Raw genomic sequence first — 19,591 nt, 5'->3', positions numbered from 1 at the left:
GAACAGGACTCCCATGATTAAGAAAATACTATTAGTTGATGAAGACCCCGATAATCTGGAAATGATTTCCGGCGTTCTGGAGGAAGACGGATTCACGGTGCTGACTGCTGAAACCAGCGAAGAAGGCCTGAAACTCTTCCGGGAACAAAAACCTGACGCGGTAGCGGTTGATCTGATGATGGAGCGCTATGACTCAGGGTTCGTTTTTTCGTACCATGTGAAAAAGGATCCGCACGGTAAAAAGATACCGGTGGCTATTCTAACTTCGGCTACTTACCACACCGGAATCAAATTCGATGTTTCCACGCCGGAGGAGAAGGAATGGCTGAAATGCGATTTCATGATGGATAAACCGATTGACCCCAAAGAACTGGTCAGAAAATTCGAACAGTTCTATGAACTTCAGGAAGCCTGACAAACTTCTTTCCGCAATAACACTTTAAGCCCGTTTCCGGTGTCGGGCCGGAACGGGCATTTATTTACCCTTGCCTGAAAACACTTCCTCAGAGGAGGCATGTTTCTTATATTTCAGTTCAACTTTCAATAAATTCCCCAGGTTTGATGAAAAAATCTCTGCTATTTTTCCTCATTGTTCTGACCGGTCTAATCTATTCACAGCCAAAAGAAGAGGTACGCGCGGTTTGGGTAACCACCGTATTTAATCTGGACTGGCCTCGGACATCAGGAGCAAATACACAACGCACGGAAATGATCCAGCTTCTTGATAAGCTGAAAGCCGCGAATTTTAATACCATTATGCTTCAGGTGCGGGGAAGAGGCGATCTGCTTTATGGCTCAGCCATTGAACCATGGGCACGTGCACTTACCGGCTCATTGGGAGGAAATCCGGGTTATGATCCGGTGCAGTTCACCATTGAAGAAGCACATAAGCGGGGTATGGAGGTTCATGCCTGGTGGAATGTGTATAAAGTTTATGGTACAGGAACTCCCCCCGTTACCAATCCTCAGCATGTAGTGCACAGACATCCGAATTTAGTTAAGCTCTATGATGGTGAGTGGTGGATGGATCCAGGTGAACCGGGCACGAAAACCTATCTGCTTAATCTTGCCATGGAGATGGTAAGGAAATATCCGCTTGACGGCATACATTTCGATTTTATCAGATATCCCGGCACTGATTTCAGCGATTCTGCCTCATACGCAAATTATGGAGGTGGTGTAAACAAGAGCGACTGGCGCAGGTCGAATATCAACAATTTTGTCACTGCGATCTATGATTCTATTCAGCTGGTCCGCCCGAAAATGAAAGTAGGAAGTGCGCCAATCGGGATATATAAAGACCTGAGCACCTGCAACTCCGGCTGGGATGCTTACACACAGGTATTTCAGGACTCCCGCCGCTGGCTGCTGGCACGCAAGCATGATTATCTTTCACCTCAGGTGTACTGGGACATAAGCACCTGTCCGCGCTTTGATTCTCTTGCACTTGACTGGATAACCGGAAGAGGAGGGAGACATATATATATGGGTATCGCCGCGTACCGGATGACAGCTGCGGACGGCAACTGGCCTGCTGCAGAGATTCTGGCGCAGGTAGATACTTCAAGAAAATTCGGCGCTCAGGGGCAGACCTATTTCCGCACGGCAAGTTTTATTGATAATCAGAAGAATCTGTATAATCTGATTAAGGCAAACCAGTATTTATATCCTGCCAATATTCCGCCCATGCCATGGAAGGATAATGTGAAGCCGCTATCCCCGGAAAATCTTACCGTTACGGCACAGGACTCACTGACCTACATTCTGAAGTGGCAGAAATCGCCGGCGGCTTCTGACGGAGATACAGCCAAATACTACAATGTATATATGGATACGGTCTTTCCTGTTGATACATCGGATATTAAAAAAGTAATTGCCTTCGGAAGAAGGGATACAACTTTCACCGTGGTATTTGCCAATAAACCTTCACAGAATTATTACTTTACGGTCACAGCTTATGACAAGGGCTATAATGAAAGCGCTCCCTCAATTACTGCGGGAATCATCGTAACCGGAATAGCGGACGAAAACAATACTCCCGGAGATTTTTCACTGTACCAGAACTACCCAAATCCCTTCAATCCGGAAACCGTCATCGGCTTTTCGCTGCCTGAGGCAGGTGAGGTAAAACTGACTGTCTACTCCGCTTTAGGAAAAGAGGTTGCGGTACTTTACTCTGGAATGGCTGAAAAGGGAAATCACCGGGTGAATTTCCTGGCTGAAAATCTCTCCAGCGGTGCCTATTATGCTTCATTAAGCTATAATGGCAGTGTTAAATCAATCAAGATGCTTTTTCTGAAATAAGGGGATGTAAGGCAGGAATGGTTTAAAATAACACTGCCGTGGAAGAGGGCAAACCACGGCAGTCGTGTGTATATAGAAGGAAGGTACTAATGAAGAAGTCTTCTTTCTTTGCTTCAGATATAAATATGCAATCCCTGTGCCATTCAGGAATATTGCAATTCAGACGAAATACGAATAATACCGGCTAAATGCGTTTTCCAATAATGGGAAACTCTTTTCAGATTCGGGAAGAAGGAAAAATGATGAATGAACAAAGTGTTGAGAATATCAACAGAACAGAAGAAATATTAGAACTTAAGCGGAAAAAGAATGCTGTTATCCTGGCTCACTATTATCAGGAGAGTGAGATTCAGGATGTAGCTGATTTTATCGGTGACAGTCTTGAACTTTCCCGAAAAGCCAAACAAACTGAAGCGGATATCATCCTTTTTGCCGGAGTCCATTTTATGGCTGAGACGGCCAAGATTCTTAATCCCGGTAAAAAAGTACTGATACCCGATCTGAACGCGGGCTGCAGTCTCTCCGATGCAACCCCTCCTCCCATGTTCAAAAAGTTCAGGGAACAGAATCCGGATCATCTGGCTATTACTTATATCAACTGCTCAGCGGGGGTAAAGGCACTGAGCGATATTATCTGTACATCCAGCAATGCCGTAAAAATAGTCAGCCAGATACCGCCTGATCAGAAAATTCTCTTTTCACCTGACAGAAATCTCGGCAAATGGGTGATAAAGCAAACCGGCCGGGATATGATGCTCTGGGAAGGAAGCTGCATTGTTCATGAGACATTCAGCCACGAAAAACTGCTCCGTCTGAAGGCAGATGCTCCGCAGGCAAAAATCATTGCACATCCGGAGTGTGAGACGGGAATACTGAAGGAGGCAGACTTCATCGGGTCAACCAGCGCACTGCTGAATTTTATCAAATCGGATGAAGCAACGGAGTATCTGATTGCCACAGAACCGGGCATTATCCATCAGATGCAAAAGAGCAGACCGGAGAAGAAGTTTATACCGGTTCCTCCGGAGCAGGATTGTCCGTGCAATAAGTGTCCTCACATGAAGCTTAATACCATGGAGAAAGTATATCTGGCGTTGAGAGACGAGCAGCCGGAAATTCTTCTGGATGAGGAGATAATCCGCAAAGCTCTGATTCCGATAGAGCGTATGCTTGAAATGAGCTGATGAGAGGAACTCTGAGAGGCTTCTTTGTTCAAACCATCAGAGAAATAATTTAAGATTTTCATTCAGCAATAATTTTGACTTTATTTAATTTTCGGATAATCATTATTTTCTTTATTCATTATCAAATTACTTAGGACCTGATGAGGGCATCTGACTTTTTCCCGGAATCTGCTAACTGGCGTGCATTGGTTGCCAAATATCAAAAGGCAAAAACCGGCAGCAGCATCTGGCAGTATTCATCCACATTTTTCCTGTTTATAACATCCTGGGTGCTGATGTACCTGAGTCTTGATATTAGCTACTGGCTAACCCTGCTGCTTGCGCTTCCCACGGCGGGATTTGTTATCAGGATTTTCATCTTTCAGCATGACTGCGGCCACGGTTCATTTTTCAAGACCCGTGAGGCAAATGACTGGGCAGGCAGGATCTGCAGCATTTTTACCTTTACACCTTATAAATACTGGAAACAGAGCCATAATATTCATCATGCCGGCAGCGGCAATCTGGATGAGCGCGGTATCGGTGACATTTACACCATGACGGTGGAAGAATACATGAAAGCCTCCAAATGGGAGCGTTTCAAATACCGTTTATACCGGAATCCGGTTGTGCTTTTCGGAATAGTCCCCACATTGCTCTTTCTGGTGCTGTACCGTTTCCCGATCGCGCGCTCCAAGTCTCTTGCACCGACGTATCCGAGTATATACTGGCTTAATCTTTTTATCCTGATTTTTTACGGAACGATTGGATATTTTATCGGATATCTGAACCTTCTGTTAATTCAGCTTCCTATTACCATGATTTCATCAACCTCGGGCATCTGGCTCTTTTATGTGCAGCATCAGTTTGAAGATGCTTACTGGTCTAAGGATGAGTCATGGGATTTCTCCCTTGCTGGCATAAAGGGAAGTTCCTATTTCCGTCTACCGAAGATTTTACAGTGGTTCACCGGTAATATCGGATTTCACCACATACATCATCTGAGTCCGAAGATTCCGAATTACCTTCTGGAAAAATGTCATAAAGAAAATCCGTTTTTTCATAATGCATACATGATAACACTGAAGTCAAGTTTCAGAAGTATGATGCTTACTCTGTGGGATGAGAAGGAGAAAAAACTGGTGAGTTTCAGAAATATCCGTTCCATTCTGAGGGGCGACAGGCATTTCGCATAGATAATTCCACATCGAATTATAAGGCGGCAGAACAGTAAAAGTTTTGCCGCCTTTTTTGTTTTAAATTTCTCATACCAATTCCGGAGGAACTGAACATTGGTAGCATATATGAGCAGGGGGCGTCCCATCCCGACTCCGGAGGAGTCACAGGTTGGTAGTAAACAAGATCAAGCGGAACCCCTCCTGACTCCAGAGGAGTCACAGGTTGGAAGTAAACTCAAAAAATTCATTACCACTCTTTAATAATAGTGATCAGTATAGCATTGTAGAGACACGCCGCGGCGTGTCTCTACGAAGAAAACGCAATAAATAAGTAATATATAGGATTTGGGAGTAGCGCATCCTCGCTCGGGAGGAGTCGAAAGTTGGGAATATATATAACAATGTGACAACCCATTCTGACTCCGGAGGAGTCACAGATCACAAGGTGCGAAATTGGTGAGGCGTGAAATAGCGGCCACAATTTTCTTAATCATTAATTTGGGCTGTTATTGACGGGTCACCCGCGCTGCGGGTTTAAGGAAATTATTTATACGGGCTGCTATTAACGGGTCACCCGCGTTGCGGGTTCACAGATATGGTTTATGCGGGTTGCTATTGACGGGTCACCCCGACTCGTCGGGGTTCATACAGAAAAGTCGGTATATCATTGCCCCTTCCCGACTCCGGAGGAGTCACAGGTTGGTAGTAAACAAGATCACAAGGAACCCATCCCGACTCCAGAGGAGTCGCAATTCTCGGGGTGGGAAATTGGTGAGGCGTGAAATTGTAAACAAGATCGCATGGGATAACCCCCTCCCGACTACGGAGGAGTCACAAATCGGTAGTAAAATAGATCACAAGGAAACCCTCCCGACTCCAGAGGAGTCGCAGATCTGGGGGTGAGAAATTGGTAAGGCGTGAAATAGCGGCCACAATTTTCTTAATCATTCATTCGGGTTGTTATTGACTGGTCACCCGCGCTGCGGGTTTAAGGAAATTGTGTATACTGGCTGTTATTGACGGGTCACCCCGACTCGCCGGGGTTCACAGATATGGTTTATACGGGCTGCTATTAACGGGTCACCTGCTCCGCAGGTTCACTAAAATAAAATTTGCTTATAGATTGCAAAGACAAGCCGCGGCGTGTCTCTACGGGATTATAAATCTTGGAAAATAAACTGAAACACCAAACCTCCTCTGCAAATCCTTCGGATTCGGTGCTGGATACGTTTTTATGTAATTCTCTTTAAAACGAAAAGACACGCCGGAGCGTGTCTTTTTGGATGAATATATATTCTTATAAATTCGTTGAAACCCCAAATCTGTGCAGAGCGCCAATTTCCCCGAATGATGAATAAGCGTAACTTACATGATACTCCTGAACATTAAACCCGAGACCAACATTTAATCCGGCAAGTCCGGCAAATGAACCAACTTTTAACTCGCGGCGTTTTTCAGCATCGAAACCGACACGCAGTTTAACTGCTTTACTCAGGGTGAACTCACCGCCAAAAGTGAATGCCTTAAACCGGTCAAGGAATGAGTCCTGCTCTTCATTTAACTTTCTGAAGTCAACAAATAACCTGAGGGGCAGATACTGAAGCCGTTTTGAAACACCGAGAGCCATTTCAAACGGCAGATTTTCTTTCGTTTCAATATATGAGCTTAACTGGGTGCCAAAATTTCTGAAAGCAATTGCAAATACCCAGTTTTCGTCCGGAATGAGATACTGCAGCCCCAGGTCACCTGCAATGGCAGTTGAAGAGTAATCCGCAATTCCGCTGTAAATGAATTTCAGGTTCACGCCGTAATGGAAATTTTTATCTATCTCATTAGCATATCCGGTGACGAACATAATATCGGCTGCGCCATATTCCGAAAATTTATTGCCGTATTCATCCGCTTCGGTGAAGGTACCGAAGTTGGCGTATTTCACCCCTGCGGAGAGCCGCCCGAAATCTTTAATCTCATAGGAACCTGAAAGGGAAGCGAAGTTGAAGTCCAGAACATGCTTCAGATAGGAGAAAGAAACCGGGGTTCCTTCCAGACCGTAAAGCCCGGCCGGATTGGAAAATATAATATCCGGATCATCATTGGCTGCGGTGAAACTTCCAGCAAGAGCACCGGAGCGGGGACTCATTTCCAGATTAAGAAACTCGAATACTCCCTGTGCCGGAACCTGTGCCGTCAGCAGGGTAAATAGTGCTATTAAAGAGAATTTTTTCATATTGTCCTGAATTATCACCGCATATTTATTGATAATGAGGGAAATAGACAAGTGAAAACTGGATGCTTATTTTGGGGGGATTCGCGCCAAGACGCTAAGACGCAAAGGAAAACGAAGAGGAGAAATCCTTCCGGCAGGTTTTGAACCGGGCACCCCCTAAACGGAAATTCCTTATATTTTGGGATATCATCAAATACGGTTTAGTTCATGAAAAAATTAGTTCTGCTTTTAGTAATTATTCCCCTCATTCAGATATTTTCCCAGCCAGCTAAAAATCCTGTCCCGGCAACACCCGCGGATGCACGTTTAGAAGCATTTAGCAAACGGATGGAACTGCAGGAAAAGTCCCTCTTCAAAAATCTTAAGGCGGTCTCAATCGGCCCGACCGTGATGAGTGCACGGATTGTGGACGTGGATGTTAACCCGGCTAACCCGGCCGAGTTTTATGTCGCCTACGCCTCCGGCGGGGTATGGAGAACCAGCAACAACGGAACCACCTTTAGTCCGGTATTTGAAGATCAGCCGGCAATGACCATCGGGGATATCGTGGTGAACTGGAAAAATCACACTATCTATGTGGGCACGGGTGAAAAAAATTCCAGCCGTTCCTCTTACAGCGGTCCGGGGATTTTTATGAGCCGGGATACCGGCCGCACCTGGCAGAATCTGGGACTTGAGGAAACTCACCGTACCGGAAGGATCATTATTGATAATCAGAATCCGGAAATTCTCTTTGTAGCTGCTCTGGGGCATCTCTATTCACCGAACAAGGAGCGCGGTATATATAAATCATCTGATAACGGGAAATCCTGGAAGCAGACTCTCGCCATTGATGAAAACACAGGCGCGATTGATGTGATACAGCATCCTGAGAAACCGGAGGTACTTTATGCGGCAATGTGGTACCGCACACGCCGTGCATGGGATTTTGAAGAAGCCGGCAAAACTTCCGGGATATATAAAAGTACAGACCGGGGGGAGACCTGGAAAAAGATTTCAGGCAGCAGCAGCGGATTTCCTGATGGTGAAGGAACCGGCAGGATTGGTTTCAGCATTTCACCTGCACAACCAGATTGGATTTATGCCGTGCTTGACAATCAGGAAAGAAGAACTGAAACCAAGCCAGTACCTCTTGCATTAACTAAAGATATGCTCAGGACGATGAGTAACGAAGCATTTCTTTCACTCACAGATGATGATATTAATGCTTATCTGGATTATTACAGCTTTCCGGAAAAGTATAATGCAAAGGAGATAAAAAAAGATGTAAAAGAGGGAAAACTAAAACCAGTCCACCTTGTTCACTTTCTTGAAGACGGCAACAGCCAGCTTTTTGATACACCGGTCAAAGGAGCAGAAATTTACTTAAGTAAGGATGAGGGGAAAACCTGGGCCAGGACTCACGAGAAACCAATTGATGATTTTGTGTATTCGTACGGATACTACTTCGGAGAGGTGAATGCGGCTCCTTCAAACCCTGATATACTCTATGTGCTTGGAGTCCCGCTGATTAAATCAACTGACGGCGGCAAAACTTTTGTTTCGGTGCAAAAGGAAAATGTGCATGTTGATCATCACATACTCTGGATCAATCCGAAAAACCCGGATCATCTTATTAACGGAAATGATGGCGGACTGAACATCTCTTATGACGGAGGTAAAAACTGGATTAAGTGCAATACGCCGTCAGTCGGGCAGTTTTACACCGTGGCGGTTGACAATGCAGAGCCCTACAATGTCTATGGCGGGCTGCAGGATAACGGCGTCTGGTACGGACCTTCAACCTATAAAGCTGATGTAAGCTGGCATCAGTACGGCCATTACCCTTATACTGAACTGATGGGGGGTGACGGTATGGAAATTCAGATTGACCCGCGCGACAATGCAACAGTATATACCGGGTACCAGTTCGGGAACTATTTCCGCATCAACCGTATCACAAAAGATGAAAAATATATATCACCGGTACATAAACTCGGTGACCGTCCGTACCGGTTCAATTGGAAAACACCAATAAGGCTTTCAACCCATAATCCGGATATCCTCTATATGGGAGGTGAAAAGCTTTTCCGCTCGATGGATAAAGGAGAGAACTGGACTGCAATCTCAGGTGACCTGACCACCGGAGGCAGAAAAGGGGATGTGCCGTTTTCTACCATAACTGCGTTTGATGAGTCACGGTTTTCATTTGGCACGATATACGCCGGGACTGATGACGGACTGCTTCATCTGACAAAGGACGGCGGAGTCACCTGGAAGAAGATTGGTGAAAAACTTCCAAAGGACTACTGGATTTCCTCACTTATTGCTTCTCGGCACAGTGAATCAAGAGTGTTCGCTGCACTGAACGGCTACAGGTGGGATAATTTTGAGCCGCATCTGTATATGTCTGATGATTTTGGCGCCAGCTGGACCCGTCTTGGAAGCAATCTGCCTACTGAGGCAATAAACGCAGTTCTTGAAGACCCGGTTAATCAGAATATCCTGTATATCGGAACCGGGCACTCATTGTATATATCACTTGACCGGGGGAAATCATTTTTTCCTTTCGGGAAGTCTCTTCCCGCCGCACCGGTTCACGCACTTGCAATACAGGAGAGGGAGAAAGACCTGATAGCCGCAACACACGGAAGGTCACTCTATAAAATTTCTCTGGATGAACTTCAGCTGCTCACTGACACGCTTCTTGCAAAACAGCTTCATCTGTTTAAGAATGAATTTAGCATCCGTTATGACAAAAACTGGGGAAACAAAACCTATGCATGGAGTGAATTCAGAACCTCAGGAGTAGTAATACCGTTTTATGTTAAAGATGCCGGAGAGGTGACTATAACCGTAGCAACACTTGAGGATGAAGCTCTCTACACAAAGGTGATTAATGCAGACGCAGGTTTAAACTATTTCCGCTGCCCGCTTGAAATAACGCAGGAGGGAAGTGAACTGCTTAATGCAAAACAAAAGGAAAAATCAATCCGCTCAGAGAAGAAAGAAAACGGAAACTATTATCTATTGCCGGGTCAGTATGTTCTGAGCATAAGTGCAGGTGATTCAGTTCTCGAAGCAGATCTGACTGTTACGGAACAGAAGAGCAAGAGAAAATGAGAAAAGAATTATGAAGTATGAATTGATTTAGGATTTTGATTTTTATAAAAATGAGCAGCAATTTTTGTAGAGACGTCGCAAATGCTAACCGGATGTTTTTCTTTTAGCGATTACTGCATTTGCGGCGTCTCAGGGACGAACATGCGACGGGTTTATGATTTAGCCATGGTAATTCCTTTGACGGGTCTGAGACGCTGCAATCGCCGTGATGGATTGGATGGTTATATATATAGGTAGCGGCGATTGCAACGTCTCTACCGAAAAAATACATGATATTTGTAGAAACGATGCATGCATTGTCTCTCTGAGGATGTGTAACTGTCTGTGATGTTTTGCATTTGCAACGTCTCAGGGACTGCCGGCTCTCCCAATTTTATTCGCCGGTACACCCAGAATTCTGCCTGCCAGCCACCCTTTATAACTCCAAAAAATAGGGCTGATCTGCCTATATTTACAACTGATTTTTTTGAAAGTGTCCGTATCATTGAAAATAGCAGTCTGCCAGATTAATCCGGTTATCGGAGATATTCAATACAACAAAAAGCTGATCCTGGAGGGGTATAACCGTGCTTCTGCCTCCGGAGCAGACCTGGCAGTATTCCCTGAAATGGCTCTGCTTGGCTACCCTCCGCTTGATCTGGTCGAAAAAAGGGAGTTCAGAGAGGCAGTTTTCCGTGCAATTGAGGCGATTGCCGGCACAACCGGCAAAACGGGGCTCATTTTTGGTGCAATATCTGAAGAGCATGATACCATCGGCACAAACCTGTTTAATTCAGCCTATCTCTGTTTTGAGCGAAAAGTGCGGTTCATCCAGCATAAAACACTTCTGCCAAACTACGATGTTTTTGATGAGATGCGCTATTTTGAATCAGCCGTGCACAATGATATTTTTGAGTTCAGGGGGGAGAAATTAGGCATATCGATCTGCGAGGATATCTGGAACGATAAAGACTACTGGAAGCAGCGCCTCTACCCGGTTGACCCGGTCGAGCGCCAGATAGCAAAAGGGGCACAGATTATCATCAACATCAGCGCCAGCCCTTATTCTTATGGTAAGAGGGAAGAAAAGCGGGATATGCTTTCAAGCATCAGCCAGAAGTATCAGGTGCCTCTGGTGTATGTCTGCCATGCCGGCTGCCAGACTGATTTAATTTTTGACGGGGGGAGTTTCTGCTTCGGCAACACGGGGCAGCTTGTAAAAATGGGAAAGCTGTTCCAGGAAGATTTTTTTGTTTTTGACACGCATGAAGCACTCCCCAAGAAACTGATTACTGTTGAGCGGTCTTTTGAGGAGGAAGTTACTGATGCGCTGGTGCTGGGTATCCGTGACTATTGTGTTAAAACAGGTTTTAAGAGCGTCTTACTTGGCTTAAGCGGGGGGATTGATTCAGCAATTGTGGCGGTTCTGGCTGCCAGAGCAATCGGGCCGGAAAATGTTTATACGGTTATGCTCCCCTCGGTTTACAGTTCGCGGGGCAGTATTTCAGATTCCGAGAAACTTATTACCAATACAGGAATCCAATCACTATCAGTTTCGATTCAGCCGGTGTTTGAAAAGCTGCTTGAAGTTTTAACCCCTTATTTTGGCGGTAAACCGGCGGATGTGACGGAGGAAAATCTTCAGTCGCGCACCCGGGGACTTTATCTGATGGCACTCTCGAATAAACATGGCCACCTGCTGCTCACCACGGGAAATAAATCCGAGGTGGCAACCGGATACGCCACGCTTTATGGCGATATGTGCGGCGCACTTGCGGTGATCGCGGATGTGTACAAAACTGATATATACGCGCTTGCTGAATATCTGAACCGTGAGGAGGAAATTATTCCGCGCAGTATTATCACAAAACCCCCCTCGGCTGAGCTGAGGTATAATCAGACGGATCAGGATTCCCTCCCTCCCTATGATCTTCTTGACCGGATACTTAAAATGTATCTTGAAGAGAATATGGAGATAAAGGAAATCACATCCGTTGTGGGTGAACCGGATACGGTGAAAAGAATCCTCCGGCTGGTTGATTTAAATGAGTTTAAAAGAAAACAGGCCGCACCTGCTTTACGGGTTTCCTATAAAGCATTTGGCTATGGCCGCAGATTTCCAATTGTTCAACGATGGAGCAGAGAATGAATTTTCGCTTTATAACATCACTCTTTTTACTGCTTGCAGTGTTTTTTGCTCACGAGGCACAGGCGCAGTTCGGCGGTAAAAAGGATCTGGTTAAAATAAAATCATATATATCATTTGACAAGGTGCACTCCGGCAGCGAGGTGAAACTTGCCGTTGAGGTAGCCATTGACAGCACCTGGCATATTAATTCCAATGCGCCAAAGGATGAATTTCTTATTCCTTCAGAGTTAACCATAACCGGTGACAAACCGATCAATGTTAACAAAGTGGTTTTCCCCCATGCTGAAGAACTGGAGTTCAGTTTTTCTGATGTGCCGGTTTCGGTGTATGAAGGAACCGTATATATCGGCGCGCTCATTCAGATTCCGGATGATATACCGGAAGGTGAGCTGAAACTTACCATCCGCCTTGATTATCAGGCTTGTGATAATGCAACCTGCCTTGCACCGAATTACACCACTGATACGCTTGTGGTGACGGTAGCTCCCAAAACAGAGCTGATTAACGAAGTGAATCAGCAGATTTTTAAAAATATTGACATGAGTTACACTCCTCCGGTTGAGGATGTAAAAAAAAAAGATGATGACGGACTGACCGGGCTTCTTGAAAGTTCCGGTCTGCTCTTCAGTCTGCTTATCGTATTCCTGGGCGGACTTGCATTAAACCTGACTCCCTGTGTATATCCGCTGATTCCCATAACGGTCGGATATTTTGGCGGTCAGAGTGAGGGGAATACCAAAAAACTTGCTTTGCTGGGTGCGCTTTTTGTGCTCGGCATGGCGCTTATGTATTCAGTTGTTGGAGTTGTTACAGCACTCACCGGTGCGGTGTTCGGCGCGCTTCTGCAGAGTCCCTATGTGATTGTTGCTATCGTGCTTGTTCTTGTTGCACTTTCACTTAGCATGTTCGGGGTGTATGAGTTTCAGCTGCCTTCCGGGTTGGTAAATATGGCAGGCGGAGCAAGGGGAGGGCTTTACGGTGCGTTTTTTATGGGCCTTACTATGGGCATCGTTGCAGCACCCTGCATCGGGCCTTTTGTACTGGGGCTGGTAACTGTGGTTGCGGCAAAGTCAGATCCACTTTATGGTTTCCTGATGTTCTTTGTGCTGGCGCTGGGTCTGGGACTCCCGTATTTTGTTCTGGCGATATTTTCGGGTAAGATCAAAGCGCTCCCGAGAGCTGGTATGTGGATGGAGTCAGTAAAGCATATCTTTGGATTCATTCTTCTGGGAATGGCAGTTTATTTCCTCCTGCCGGTACTTCCTTCACCTTTCAAAGAGTATTCACTCCCTGTTTTTATGATGGTAGCGGCTCTTTACCTGCTGTTCTTTGAGAAGGTATCAGAAAAGCTCAAAGGATTTAAGGTGTTCAAGAATTCATTTGCAGTGCTTATTCTGGCAGTGGCAGTATGGTTTCTGATACCCACCGATGAGCAGTCAATCGCCTGGAAGAAGTTTGATGAAAAAGAATTTTCGCAGGCGCTTGAAAGCGGGGATAAAGTGATTATCGATTTTTATGCGGACTGGTGCATCCCCTGCAAAGAGCTTGATAAACTTACCTTCTCCGATCCGGCAGTTATTGAAAAGTCTGAGGAGTTTAAGACATTTAAGGCAGATCTGACCAAATCAATGTCACCGGAAGTTGAAAAACTGCGTGAGGAGTTTCAGATAGTGGGTGTTCCCACGGTACTGATAATTGACTCTTCAGGAAAAGAGGTAGAAAGAATTACCGGATTTGTTAACGCTGAAGAGTTTTTGGCGATGCTTAAATCGGTAAATTAACAGGATTAAGAAACAGCATTTTTCTTTCCAATTCTAAGAAATTCGGATAAGCGAATTTTGTGCCGAATGCTGTTTAATGGCTTTAATGGGGGTTTTAAAAAGGGGATAACAGAAAAAGTTTGGAAAGGTATTTGCTATAAATTAGCAAACTATCCTTACATAGAAAATTAAACGGAAGATGTTCTAAAAATGGAAAAAGAAGTCCAAGTACTTGAAGATGTGACGGTCCGCTTTGCAGGCGACTCAGGAGACGGAATGCAGCTGACCGGTTCGCAGTTTACCAACACAACCGCGCTGATGGGAAATGACCTGAGCACACTGCCGGATTATCCTGCAGAAATCCGTGCTCCTGCCGGAACCCTCTACGGCGTGAGCGGTTTTCAGCTTCATTTCAGCAGCTCTGACATTCAGACTCCGGGTGACAGCCCTGATGTTCTGGTTGCCATGAATCCGGCTGCGCTGAAGGTAAATCTGCGTGATCTCAAGAAAAATGCTACGATTATCGCAAACGAAAACGCGTTCGATTCAAAAAATCTTAAACTCGCTGAGTATGAAACCAATCCTCTTGAGGATAATTCACTCGACGGATATAATGTAATTCCGGTTCCGCTCACAAAAATGACTCATGCCGCATTGGAAGGTCTGACTCTTTCCATGAAGGAAAAAGACAGATGCAAAAACTTCTTTGCGCTCGGGCTGATGTTCTGGCTTTATTCAAAACCGCTTGAACCAACATTAGAGTGGATTGAAGATAAATTCAAGAAAAATGAAATGGTGAAGGAAGCCAATAAACGGGCGCTTCACGCGGGATATAATTTTGGTGATACCACCGAAATTTTTACCACCCGTTATGAAGTTGAACCGGCAAAACTGGCACCGGGTCTCTACCGCAATATCTCCGGCAACGAAGCTGTTGCGCTTGGAATGGTTGCAGCATCTCATCAGGCAGGCATTCCGTTGTTCCTCGGTTCATATCCAATCACTCCGGCATCTGAAATTCTTCATGAGCTGAGCCGTTTCAAAAACTTTGGCGTAAAAACAGTTCAGGCAGAAGATGAAATTGCCGGTATCTGCGTTGCCATCGGTGCATCCTTTACAGGGTCGCTTGCTGTTACAACCACATCAGGTCCCGGTCTTGCACTTAAGATGGAGGCTGTGGGACTCAGTGTTATGACCGAGCTTCCTCTGGTTATTGTGGATGTTCAAAGAGGCGGACCGAGCACCGGACTGCCAACCAAAACCGAACAGGCTGATTTGCTTCAGGCAATGTATGGCAGAAACGGTGAATCACCGGTTTGCGTGGTTGCAGCAGCAACACCAGGCGATTGTTTCCACATGGCTGTTGAAGCAAGCCGTATTGCACTTAAATATATGACTCCGGTTATTCTTCTCACTGACGGATATCTTGCCAACGGTTCCGAACCGTGGAAGATTCCCGCTATTGAAGAATTGCCTGAGATGAAAGTTACCTTCAGAACAGAAAAAGAAGGATATTTCCCATACCTGCGTGATGAAAATTATGCACGCCCATGGGCAATTCCTGGAACACCGGGACTGGAACACAGAATCGGCGGTCTTGAAAAAGCAAATATCACCGGTCATGTAAGCTATGATACAAAGAACCATGACTTCATGGTACGCACTCGCGCAAAGAAAGTCAAACATATCGAGAATGATATACCTGATCTTGAAGTACGCGGTGAGCAGTCAGGTGAACTCCTCGTTCTCGGATGGGGCGGTACCTACGGCGCAATCACTGAAACTGTAACCAAGGTGCTTGCAAAGGGATACAAGGTAAGCCAGGCACATCTGAGATATCTTAACCCGATGCCGAAAAATACCGGTGAAGTGCTTAAGAGATTCAAGAAAGTGCTGGTACCAGAAATCAATCTTGGTCAGCTTGCTCATATTCTTAAAGCTGAATATCTCTATCCGGTTGAAAGTCTGACGAAAGTAGAGGGGCTTCCCTTTAAATCGGCGGAAATTGAAGAAAAAATTATCAGCATGTTAGGAGGTAAATAATGGCTGCTGAAGAAGTAAAAACTGAAAACCCGAAATTAACCGTAAAAGATTTCCAGACACCAAATGATATACGCTGGTGTCCTGGATGCGGTGATTATTCTATCCTTGCTCAGATGCAGAGAGTATCTCCTGATCTGAATGTGGCAAAGGAAAACTTTGTATGGGTATCAGGAATCGGATGCTCCAGCCGTTTCCCTTACTATATGGATACCTACGGATTCCACGGAATTCACGGCCGCGCTCCTGCAATTGCTACCGGAGTTAAGGTTGCACGCCCTGATCTTTCAGTCTGGGTTGCTACAGGTGACGGTGATCTGCTTTCCATCGGAGGCAATCACTTTATCCATGCATGCAGAAGAAATGTTGACCTGAAGATTCTCCTGTTTAATAACCGTATATACGGTCTGACAAAAGGACAGTTCAGCCCGACATCTGAAAAGGGAAAGAAAACAAAGAGCACTCCTTACGGAGCAATTGATCATCCGTTTAATCCGGTTGCAGTTGCGCTCGGCGTTGATACCACCTTTATTGCACGCACCATGGACCGTGACGCGAAGCATATGCAGTTAATGATGAACAGAGCCGCTGAGCATAAAGGCACAGCGCTTATTGAAGTGTATCAGAACTGCAACATCTTTAACGACGGCGCTTATGAGCACCTGACGGAAAAAGATCAGAAGCCGGATACAACCATATTCCTGGAACATGGCAAGCCGCTTATCTTTGGAAAAAACAAAGATAAGGGTATCCGTTTGAACGGATTTACTCCGGAGGTTGTTGATTTAAGCAGCGGTAAGTATTCAGCGGATGACTGCTGGGTGCATGATGAATTAGACAAGAGTCCGGTAAGGGCAACCATTCTTTCTCACTTTACTGAGATGGAAGATTTCCCGGTTCCGTTTGGCGTCTTCCGTCAGACAACCAAGAATACCTATGATGCGGATGTTCAGCAGCAGATTGATGACATCACCGCAGCAAAGGGGAAGGGAGATCTTATGGCTCTCTTCACTAGTGCAAATACCTGGGAAGTGAAGTAATCCTTTACTTACAGAAAAATTTCCCCGCCGCTTCATTTAGTACGAGACGGCGGGGATTTTTATTTTAATTATGAGTTATGAAGTATGAATTGTGAGGTGTTTATTAATGCATTTTTCATTATTCAATGTTAATTATTCATTAATAAGTGTGTATGGATATAAATAAGTTAGAAGAAATTATAAAAGGGCATAAAAAGTTTGTGATAACAACCCACGCTAATCCGGATGGTGATGCAATCGGGTCAGTCATAGGGTTTTATCATCTGCTTAAAAGTTATGGCAAAGAGGGAAAAATAATCAGTCATTCTCCGCTGCCGGAGTATCTTCTTTTTGCTGACACGGGCAATTTACTTGAGTGGTATTCTCCCGGAAAGCATGATGAGTTTATATCCCAGGCGGGTGTGGTGGTCTGTCTTGATTTTAATAATATTTCCCGTATTCACTCTATGGAGCAGGCGGTAAGGGCTTCTTCCGCAATGAAGATTTGTATAGATCATCATCAGCTTCCGGAGGATGTATTTGAATGGATTTATTCTGACACGCTTGCTTCTTCAACATGTGAACTGGTTTACCGGGTAATTAAAGCGATGAATCCAAATGCATTCAACAAAGATGCAGTACAGGCTCTCTACCTTGGACTGGTTACCGATACCGGCAGTTTCCGCTTTGACCGCACCACTCCTGAGGTTCATCGCATGGCTGCTGATCTTATTGAACTGGGAGCAGATATGATGCTGGTAACCAGAAATATCTATGAGACCGGCACGCTTGGCAGAATGAAGGCAATCGGGGAGATGATAACCACCATGCAGATATACGGTGATAAGAGTGAAATAGCTGTCATCCATATTACACGGGATATGCTGAACCGGTATGGTATGTCACCCGAAGATACCGAAGGTTTTGAGCAGTATATGATGATGATTAACACCGTGAAAGTCGGAGTAAAAATAGTTGATCTTAAAGAGGGATTTAAGTCAAGCCTCCGCTCTAAAGGGGCCGCCGAAGTTCATCTGATTGCACGTAAATTCGGTGGGGGAGGACATAAAAATGCGGCGGGAATACCGAAACTGTTTACCCCCGTTGATTCATTTATCACCGAAATCGTTGGGGAAATAAAGAAATATTTGTCAGAATCAAAAAACGAGGAAAATCAGTGAAAATAGGGTCAGTAAAAGTACTTCCGAAAAAAATACAGAATAATACGGTAGTACTCTGGATGATTGCGCCGGGTACAAAAACAGCAGTACTGCCTGAGGCAGTAAAAGACTATCTTCCGGCCAAGTATATAAAGACAATTATCCATTCCCAGGAAGAACTGATGACACCGCTTGAGGGGCTGGAAAACAGTTATCTTTTTTCAGCAAAGGTAAACGGCGGAAAAATACACATGGACTACTTCCGCAGGTATTTATACCTTTTTATGAAAGGTCTGGTGAAAAAGAATTTTAATTCCGTATATATTTGCCTGCCTGAAAGTGAAGAACTGCATTCCCTGTTTGACTCTGAATTCTATCTGCTTCAGACTGCCGTTGAGGGGGTAATTTATGCATCGTATAGTTTTTCCAAATATAAATCTTCAGCAAAGGCACCAGTTCTGCCGGAGGTTATTTTTGTATCGTCAGATGCAAAGAACTATCAGGCCAGAATTAGCTACACACAAAAATTGATGGAATCTGTTTTCTTTGCACGGCTTTTGGCTAATGAGCCTGCAAATATTCTTACACCTGATGCATTTGCCAAAATATGCAAAAAAGAACTGTCATCCCGTTACGTGAAAGTGACGGTCTGGAACGAGAAAGTTCTCAAGACTAAAAAAATGGGGGGCATTCTTGCGGTTGGCGGGGGAAGTGATAATAAACCCCGGATGATCATCATGCAATACCGATCAGTAAAGCGAAACGCACCACATGTTGCCATTGTTGGCAAAGGTGTTTGTTTTGATTCTGGCGGTATATCCATCAAGCCGGCTGAAGGCATGGGTAAAATGAAAGCTGATATGGCCGGCGGTGCTGTTGCAGCCGGACTGATAAAAGCTGCTGATGATCTTAAACTGCCGTATAACATTACTGTTGTGATTCCGGCAGTTGAAAATATGCTTTCCGGTTCAGCAATGAGGCCGGGAGATATTGTAAGAACTTCATCAGGAAAAACAATCGAGGTTGACAATACCGATGCTGAAGGAAGAATGATTCTTGCGGATGCACTTCATTATGCCTCAAAGCTAAAACCTGATCTGCTTATCGACCTTGCAACTCTTACGGGTGCAAGCGCTGTTGCTCTGGCTGAATTTGTTACCTCCATGTTTGCGTATGATGACACTCTGGCTGATACGATATATAAAGCCGGGCTTAAAACTTACGAGAGAGTATGGCGTATGCCGTTATGGGATGATTACAATAAGCTGATCGAAAGTGATGTTGCGGATGTTAAAAATACCGGCGGAAGATGGGGCGGAGCGGTTACGGCTGCGAAGTTTCTTGAAAACTGGGTTTCTGATCCACAGAGGTGGATACATCTTGATATTGCAGGCCCTTCAATGCCGCAAACAATAACGCCATATAACAAAACCTATATGAGCGGAACTGGGGTTAGACTGCTTGTAGAGTTCCTCAACTCCGACTGGCATAAAGCGCTGAAGAAATAGCG

At 45.0% G+C, this 19,591-nt stretch carries 12 protein-coding genes; 11 read left to right on the top strand and 1 reads right to left on the bottom strand.

Going from position 1 to position 19,591, the window contains the following annotated elements; all coding sequences use genetic code 11:
* Window positions 1-13: 13 nt before the first annotated feature.
* The 4 genes from HRU80_12905 (at window position 14) to HRU80_12890 (ending at window position 4,663) form a co-directional block, all read left to right on the top strand.
* The gene (locus HRU80_12905) at window positions 14-415 is read left to right on the top strand and encodes a response regulator (GenBank protein ID QOJ29721.1); all 402 of its coding nucleotides are present in this window, start codon (window positions 14-16) and stop codon (window positions 413-415) included.
* Window positions 416-561: 146 nt separating this feature from the next.
* Entirely contained in the window at window positions 562-2,304 is a 1,743-nt protein-coding gene (locus HRU80_12900) for a family 10 glycosylhydrolase (protein ID QOJ29720.1), read from the top strand.
* Window positions 2,305-2,492: 188 nt separating this feature from the next.
* A complete protein-coding gene (gene nadA / locus HRU80_12895; GenBank protein QOJ29719.1) occupies window positions 2,493-3,488 on the top strand; it encodes a quinolinate synthase NadA in 996 nt (331 codons plus the stop codon).
* Window positions 3,489-3,628: 140 nt separating this feature from the next.
* A complete protein-coding gene (locus tag HRU80_12890; protein QOJ29718.1) occupies window positions 3,629-4,663 on the top strand; it encodes a fatty acid desaturase in 1,035 nt (344 codons plus the stop codon).
* Window positions 4,664-5,942: 1,279 nt separating this feature from the next.
* Here HRU80_12890 and porQ read toward each other — a convergent pair.
* Window positions 5,943-6,872, bottom strand: a complete 930-nt coding sequence (gene porQ / locus HRU80_12885) for a type IX secretion system protein PorQ (GenBank protein QOJ29717.1) — start codon at window positions 6,870-6,872, stop codon at window positions 5,943-5,945.
* 207 nt (window positions 6,873-7,079) lie between these two features.
* On the opposite strand from porQ, the gene HRU80_12880 reads away from it, so the two are divergent.
* The 7 genes from HRU80_12880 (at window position 7,080) to HRU80_12850 (ending at window position 19,589) form a co-directional block, all read left to right on the top strand.
* Complete coding sequence (locus tag HRU80_12880) at window positions 7,080-9,974, top strand: glycosyl hydrolase (protein QOJ29716.1); 2,895 nt, start codon at window positions 7,080-7,082, stop codon at window positions 9,972-9,974.
* 484 nt (window positions 9,975-10,458) lie between these two features.
* Window positions 10,459-12,102 (top strand): NAD+ synthase, encoded by a 1,644-nt coding sequence (locus tag HRU80_12875; protein QOJ30552.1) that lies wholly within the window; start codon window positions 10,459-10,461, stop codon window positions 12,100-12,102.
* The gene (locus tag HRU80_12870) at window positions 12,099-13,883 is read left to right on the top strand and encodes a thioredoxin fold domain-containing protein (protein ID QOJ29715.1); all 1,785 of its coding nucleotides are present in this window, start codon (window positions 12,099-12,101) and stop codon (window positions 13,881-13,883) included. Before HRU80_12875 ends, HRU80_12870 begins: the two co-directional genes overlap by 4 nt.
* Window positions 13,884-14,072: 189 nt before the next feature.
* Entirely contained in the window at window positions 14,073-15,905 is a 1,833-nt protein-coding gene (locus tag HRU80_12865; GenBank protein ID QOJ29714.1) for a 2-oxoacid:acceptor oxidoreductase subunit alpha, read from the top strand.
* Window positions 15,905-16,942, top strand: a complete 1,038-nt coding sequence (locus tag HRU80_12860) for a 2-oxoacid:ferredoxin oxidoreductase subunit beta (protein QOJ29713.1) — start codon at window positions 15,905-15,907, stop codon at window positions 16,940-16,942. Before HRU80_12865 ends, HRU80_12860 begins: the two co-directional genes overlap by 1 nt.
* Window positions 16,943-17,094: 152 nt before the next feature.
* Window positions 17,095-18,102, top strand: a complete 1,008-nt coding sequence (locus HRU80_12855; protein QOJ29712.1) for a bifunctional oligoribonuclease/PAP phosphatase NrnA — start codon at window positions 17,095-17,097, stop codon at window positions 18,100-18,102.
* Window positions 18,099-19,589: a leucyl aminopeptidase family protein gene (locus tag HRU80_12850; GenBank protein ID QOJ29711.1), complete on the top strand. Its 1,491-nt coding sequence runs from the start codon at window positions 18,099-18,101 to the stop codon at window positions 19,587-19,589. The genes HRU80_12855 and HRU80_12850 overlap by 4 nt, the downstream gene beginning before the upstream one ends.
* The last annotated feature ends 2 nt before the right edge of the window (window positions 19,590-19,591 follow it).

Source organism: Ignavibacteriales bacterium (assembly GCA_015709675.1).
Taxonomy (GTDB): Bacteria; Bacteroidota; Ignavibacteria; order Ignavibacteriales; family Ignavibacteriaceae; genus H2-BAC3.
The sequence above is the reverse complement of the archived record's forward strand: the minus strand, read 5'-3'. Positions and strand labels throughout refer to the sequence as shown.

Coding starts and splice junctions, on each gene's coding strand:
- HRU80_12905 (QOJ29721.1), top strand. CDS start 14: ATGATTAAGAAAATACTATTAGTTGATGAAGACCCCGATAATCTGGAA.
- HRU80_12900 (QOJ29720.1), top strand. CDS start 562: ATGAAAAAATCTCTGCTATTTTTCCTCATTGTTCTGACCGGTCTAATC.
- nadA (QOJ29719.1), top strand. CDS start 2,493: ATGCGTTTTCCAATAATGGGAAACTCTTTTCAGATTCGGGAAGAAGGA.
- HRU80_12890 (QOJ29718.1), top strand. CDS start 3,629: ATGAGGGCATCTGACTTTTTCCCGGAATCTGCTAACTGGCGTGCATTG.
- porQ (QOJ29717.1), bottom strand. CDS start 6,872: ATGAAAAAATTCTCTTTAATAGCACTATTTACCCTGCTGACGGCACAG.
- HRU80_12880 (QOJ29716.1), top strand. CDS start 7,080: ATGAAAAAATTAGTTCTGCTTTTAGTAATTATTCCCCTCATTCAGATA.
- HRU80_12870 (QOJ29715.1), top strand. CDS start 12,099: ATGAATTTTCGCTTTATAACATCACTCTTTTTACTGCTTGCAGTGTTT.
- HRU80_12865 (QOJ29714.1), top strand. CDS start 14,073: ATGGAAAAAGAAGTCCAAGTACTTGAAGATGTGACGGTCCGCTTTGCA.
- HRU80_12860 (QOJ29713.1), top strand. CDS start 15,905: ATGGCTGCTGAAGAAGTAAAAACTGAAAACCCGAAATTAACCGTAAAA.
- HRU80_12855 (QOJ29712.1), top strand. CDS start 17,095: ATGGATATAAATAAGTTAGAAGAAATTATAAAAGGGCATAAAAAGTTT.